At 74.7% G+C, this 4278-nt stretch carries 4 protein-coding genes and 1 pseudogene; all 5 read left to right on the top strand.

What is annotated here, in order from left to right; genetic code table 11:
• Positions 1 to 766 (top strand): annotated as a pseudogene (locus UW392_RS07995) (hypothetical protein); the annotation flags it as partial.
• A 105-nt stretch (positions 767 to 871) separates the two neighbouring features.
• Positions 872 to 1873, top strand: coding sequence for an SDR family NAD(P)-dependent oxidoreductase (locus UW392_RS07990; RefSeq protein ID WP_320774178.1), 1002 nt, complete (start codon positions 872 to 874; stop codon positions 1871 to 1873).
• Between the two features lie 35 nt (positions 1874 to 1908).
• Positions 1909 to 2622 (top strand): nucleotidyltransferase family protein, encoded by a 714-nt coding sequence (locus tag UW392_RS07985; protein ID WP_320774177.1) that lies wholly within the window; start codon positions 1909 to 1911, stop codon positions 2620 to 2622.
• A gap of 7 nt (positions 2623 to 2629) precedes the next feature.
• Positions 2630 to 3556 carry an NAD-dependent epimerase/dehydratase family protein gene (locus tag UW392_RS07980; protein ID WP_320774176.1) on the top strand — a complete coding sequence of 309 codons (927 nt, stop codon included), beginning with the start codon at positions 2630 to 2632 and terminating at the stop codon, positions 3554 to 3556.
• On the top strand, positions 3553 to 4215 hold the full coding sequence (locus UW392_RS07975; RefSeq protein WP_320774175.1) for a spherulation-specific family 4 protein: 663 nt from the start codon (positions 3553 to 3555) through the stop codon (positions 4213 to 4215). Before UW392_RS07980 ends, UW392_RS07975 begins: the two co-directional genes overlap by 4 nt.
• The last annotated feature ends 63 nt before the right edge of the window (positions 4216 to 4278 follow it).

The following is a 4278-nucleotide window of genomic DNA, read 5'->3' as shown; positions in this document are numbered from 1 at the left end:
GGTCGCCGTGGCCGTGCAGTCGGGGTACCTGGCGGCGGCCGGGGTGCTGCTCGTGCTGGGCCGGGAGCGGCTGCTGCTGGCGGCGCTCGCGCCGGTGACCGCCGGCGGCGCCGCGCTGATCTGGTGGGAACCGGGGACGGTGCTGCGGGCGGGGCTGCCGCTGGTGTCCGTCCTCGCCACGGCCGCCGTGGCCGGCCTGGCGCTGCGGACCGTCCTCGCGGCCACGCCCGTGCCGGGTGCCGTACGGCCGCCGCTGCCGCTGTCCCTGCCGTACGGCCTGTTCGGGCTGGCCGCCGGTGTGCTGGTGTTCCTGGCGGGCCGCGACCACCCCTGGGCGGTGATCGTGCTGACCCTGAGCATGGGGCCGGCCGAGTGGCTGCTGTACCGCTACCGCGGTCTGTCGGTGGCGGCGCTGCGGGCCACCGGCACACCGGCCGGGTTCCGGCTGCGTTCGGCGGCGGTCCTGGCCGGCTGTCTGCTGGTCTACCTCGCCCCGCTCGTGCCGGCGGCGCTGTACGTGGACGCCGACCTCCTCACGCTACTGCTGCTCGCCGCCGTGCTGTGGACCGCCCTGCTGCTCCAGGCGTTCGGGGTGGCCTGGCCGCCCGCCGCCCTGTGTCTGGGGGCCGCGGCGGGTGCGGCGGCGGCCGTGGTGGCCGGTCTGCCGCCCGGTGCGGCCGCCCTCCCGCTGTACTGCGGCGCCGCCGCGCTCTGTCTCGTCGTATGGGTGGTGGGGCTGCTCGGCCGTCCCGCCGTCCATGCCTAGAACGCACCACCGGGCCGGCCGGCGTCCGGCCGGCCCGGAGACACGGCACCACCTTGTCCCTGTGGGCCGCCCCCGAAACACCTCTGTCCACTGGAAGGACACCGCGTGACCTCCACACCACTCGCCGCCGTGACCGGAGCCGAGGGCTTCATCGGCTCCCACCTCACCGAGGCCCTCGTCGCCTCGGGGTACCGGGTGAGAGCCATGGCGCAGTACAACTCCTTCTCCTCCTACGGCTGGCTGGAGACCCTCTCCCCCGATGTGCTGGACCAGGTGGAGATCGTCCTCGGTGACGTCCGGGACCCCGGTTCCGTGCGGCACCTGGTCGAAGGCGCCGACTGCGTCTACCACCTCGCGGCGCTCATCGCGATCCCCTACTCGTACCGGGCGCCGCACAGTTACGTGGACACCAACGTGACCGGCACGCTGAACGTGCTGGAGGCGGTGCGGGCAGCGGGCACGCCCCGGCTCGTGCACACCTCCACCAGCGAGACGTACGGCACCGCGCAGACCGTGCCGATCACCGAGGACCACCCGATCAACACCCAGTCGCCGTACGCCGCTTCGAAGGCGGGCGGGGACCGGCTGGCCGACAGCTACCACGCCAGTTTCGACACCCCGGTGGTGACGCTGCGGCCGTTCAACACCTTCGGTCCCCGGCAGTCGATGCGGGCGGTGATCCCCACCGTCATCGGTCAGGTCGCCGCCGGGGAGCGGACCATCACCCTGGGGGATCTCAGGCCCACCCGGGACTTCACCTTCGTCAAGGACACCGCGCAGGCGTTCCTGGCGGTCGGTACCGCGCCCGCCGGGCAGGTGGTGGGGCGGACGTTCAACGCCGGCACCGGCGGGGAGATCTCCGTCGGCGACCTGGTGGCGCTCATCGGCAAGGTGATGGACGCCTCGCTGGACGTGCGGGAGGACGCGCAGCGGCTGCGGCCCGCGAACTCCGAGGTGATGCGGCTGGTCGCGGACGCGACCCGGCTCCGCGACGCGACCGGCTGGAGCCCGGCGCACGACCTGGAGCAGGGGCTGGCGGGGACCGTCGCGTTCTTCCGCGACCCGGCCAACCTCGCCCGCTACAAGACCGGCATCTACAACATCTGACCGCACCGGCACGTCCACCGACGAGGGGGAAGACCATGCACGCAGTGATCCTGGCCGGGGGCAAGGGCGTCCGGCTGCGGCCGTACACCACCGCGCTGCCCAAGCCGCTCGTGCCCATCGGCGACCAGCACGCCATCCTGGAGATCGTGCTGCGCCAGCTCGCCACGGCCGGCTTCACCGGCTGCACCATCGCCATAGGCCACCTCGGCGAGATCATCCGCGCCTATGTCGGCGACGGCTCGCAGTGGGGTCTGGAGATCGACTACTCCACCGAGGAGAGCCCGCTGGGCACCATGGGGCCGCTGCTCACCATGCGGGAGCGGCTGCCGGAGCACTTCCTGGTGATGAACGGCGACATCCTCACCGACCTGGACTACGCCGACGTCCTCGGCCGGCACCGGGACTCCGGGGCGCCGCTGACCATCGCCACCTACGCCCGGAAGGTGCACATCGACTTCGGGGTGCTGACCACCGACGCCAGCAGGGTCGTCGGGTTCACCGAGAAGCCCAGCATGGACTACCGCGTCTCCATGGGGGTGTACGGACTCTCCCGGGCCACCCTGGAGGGGTACACCGCCGGACTCCCGCTGGGTTTCGACGAGTTGGTCCTGGACCTGCTCAAGTCCGGTGAGCCGCCGCACGCCTACGAGTTCGACGGGTACTGGCTGGACATCGGACGTCCCGACGACTACGACCGGGCCAACGCGGAGTTCACCAGCCGCAAGGCCCTGCTGCTCAAGGGAGCCTGACCGAAGTATGCGCATTCTCGTCCTGGGCCGCACCGGTTACCTGGGAGCCCACGTCGCCGGGCGGCTGGCCGCGCTGCCCGGCGCGCGGGTCCTCGGCGGCGGCCGTAACCCGGGCGCCGAGGTGCCCGTCGACCTCGCGTCCGACTCCGCCGACCGGCTGGCCGGGGTACTGGCCTCGGTGGCGCCCGACGCCGTCGTCAACTGCGCCGGCGCGGTCGGCGGTGACCCGGTGACGCTGGCGGAGGTCAACGCCCGCGGGCCCGCCGTGCTCTGCGCCGCGCTCTCCCGGGCCTGTCCCTCGGCGCGCCTGGTCCACCTGGGCTCGGCCGCCGAGTACGGTCCCGGCGCCCCGGGGGTCCGCACCACCGAGTCGGCGGCCACGAGCCCTGTGACCGTGTACGGGGCGACGAAGCTGGCCGGCACGGTCGCGGTGACCGCCTCCGGGCTGGACGCGGTGGTCCTGCGGGTCGGCAACCCGGTGGGGGCCGGGGCGTCGGCCGCGGGGCTGCCGGGCCGGGTCACCGCGCTGCTGCGCGAGGCCGGTCCCGGCCCCGGCGCGGTGCTGCGGCTCGGCGACCTGTCGGCGTACCGGGACTTCGTCGACGCCCGTGACGTGGCGCGGGCCGCCGAGCGGGCGGTGACCGCGCCCGGACCGCTGCCGGACGTGCTCAACATCGGCGGCGGGGACGCCGTACCGGTGCGCCGTCTGGTGCGGCTGCTCGCGGACACCGCCGGGTTCCGCGGCCGGATCGAGGAGCAGGGTGCCGGGTCCGCCCGGTCCGGGCAGGTGTCCTGGCAGTGCTCCGACATCACCGCCGCCGCGAAGCACCTCGACTGGCGGCCGTCCCACTCGCTCGACGAGTCGCTGGCCGACCTGTGGTCGGCCGGCGCCCGCCCCCCGTCCCCGCCTCCGGAAAGCGACCGCACGCCGTGAGCCTCCTGATCCCCCTGTACGTCCATCCGGCCGAGGACCCGGGCGCCTGGCACCGGCTGATCACGGCCGCCGACCGCACCTACGGGGTGGTCCTCAACCCCGCGGACGGGCCGGGCGGCGCGCCCGACCCGGCGTTCACCGCGGCGGCCCGCGCGCTCAGGACGGCGGGCGCCCGGCTGCTGGGCTACCTGGACACGGACTACGGCACACGTCCGGCCGCCGACATCGCGGCCGACGCGGCGCGGCACCGGGAGTGGTACGGGGTCGACGGCTGTTTCCTGGACCGGGTGAGCGCGGCCCCCTCCGAACTGCCCGTCTACCGCTCGCTGGTGCGCACGCTGCGCCGGCGGGGCGCGGCTCCCGTCGTGCTGAACCCCGGGGTCCACCCGGCCCCGGGGTACGCGCGCCTCGCCGACCTCCTCGTCACCTTCGAGGGGCCGTGGGCCACGTACGTGTCGGCGTTCAGCCGCCCGGCGTGGACGGAGCGGTACGCGCCCGAACGGTTCTGCCATCTGGTGTACGGGGTGCCCGGCGCGCTCGCGCCGCTCGCCGTGCGCACGGCCCGGGAGCGTGGCGCCGCGGTGTCGGGTCCGGTCACCGGCGGTCCGCCCAACCCGTGGGCGGCACTGACCCCCGTACTGACCGGGGCGGAGCTGTGAGGCGCCGCGGGGCCCGGGTGCGGGCCGTGGTGGCGGCGGTGCTGCTGCTCGCGGTGGTGGCCG

This window comes from Streptomyces sp. CRN 30 (assembly GCF_034105845.1).
The sequence above is the reverse complement of the archived record's forward strand: the minus strand, read 5'-3'. Positions and strand labels throughout refer to the sequence as shown.

Coding starts and splice junctions, on each gene's coding strand:
- UW392_RS07985 (WP_320774177.1), top strand. CDS start 1,909: ATGCACGCAGTGATCCTGGCCGGGGGCAAGGGCGTCCGGCTGCGGCCG.
- UW392_RS07980 (WP_320774176.1), top strand. CDS start 2,630: ATGCGCATTCTCGTCCTGGGCCGCACCGGTTACCTGGGAGCCCACGTC.